1 protein-coding gene is annotated in these 861 nt (G+C 32.3%); it reads right to left on the bottom strand.

Annotated features, from left to right (window positions below):
* Nucleotides 1-115: 115 nt before the first annotated feature.
* Nucleotides 116-487 (bottom strand): DUF4430 domain-containing protein, encoded by a 372-nt coding sequence (locus ACIFOT_RS28850; protein WP_335714806.1) that lies wholly within the window; start codon nt 485-487, stop codon nt 116-118.
* Nucleotides 488-861 lie beyond the last annotated feature (374 nt).

The raw sequence follows: 861 nt of genomic DNA, 5'->3' as shown, positions 1-861 counted from the left end.
GCCGCACAACTGCCCCGTTACTTAAAATAAAAAAGCTGCCGAGATTGGCAGCTGGCTCTTCAACTCTTATTTCTAAAGAGGCGAATTATATAACCTCCGTGATGAACATTTCTTTTTATTTCATTATTTCTTGTTTATCGTAATCCCTTAACGCCCAAGTTAAAATATCATTTGCGTAAAGTCCTACATCGTCTGGTGAAATTTCAACAAATTTACCATCAATAAATGCAGCCCAATGGATGTTTTCTGTAGGTTTATCAACCAATCCATTGATTCCTGTTATCATACCGTTTGTTTCCGCCACATCAAAGTTGTTTTTGGTTATGTCGTAAATAGTGTCTCCCTCTTCAAATGTTATATTTTTCTTTACTATAACTTTATTGTTTTGATCCATAATCTGAATAATGCCATTTACTTCAACAGCATATGCTGGATTTGCAAGCCATAAAGCAAACAAAAAGGGGAGTGCAAAAGCAAGTTTGTACATATATATCCTCCTCAATTTTTCTTATTATTTCCTAATGTCATTTAATTATGAGTGTTGTTTTCATATAAAAACACCTAACAACTTGTTAGGTGTAATTTTTAAATATAAATAGAATTAACTATAACAAATTTGGTTAATGACAATGGTTTATCGCTAAAATTTAATCTAGGCTTTAAGCGATTGAAAAAGAACCAATTTTTTTTGTCTTTTTGACTGTTATTAAACTATCCTCCCTCAATAAAGAAAGGAAAATCTCCCGATTTCTCCATTTTTCTTAGATTTCCATAGTGGTTTACCTTGCGGTAAAGGCCTAATAGTTGGGTGTACATTACTGAAAAGGATAAATCTGGACCATTTGAGAAAAAAGACTTATA

The organism is Neobacillus sp. NRS-1170, assembly GCF_050468025.1.
The sequence above is the reverse complement of the archived record's forward strand: the minus strand, read 5'-3'. Positions and strand labels throughout refer to the sequence as shown.

Excerpts from the sequence above, each read along its gene's own strand:
- ACIFOT_RS28850 (WP_335714806.1), bottom strand. The coding sequence starts at position 487 with ATGTACAAACTTGCTTTTGCACTCCCCTTTTTGTTTGCTTTATGGCTT.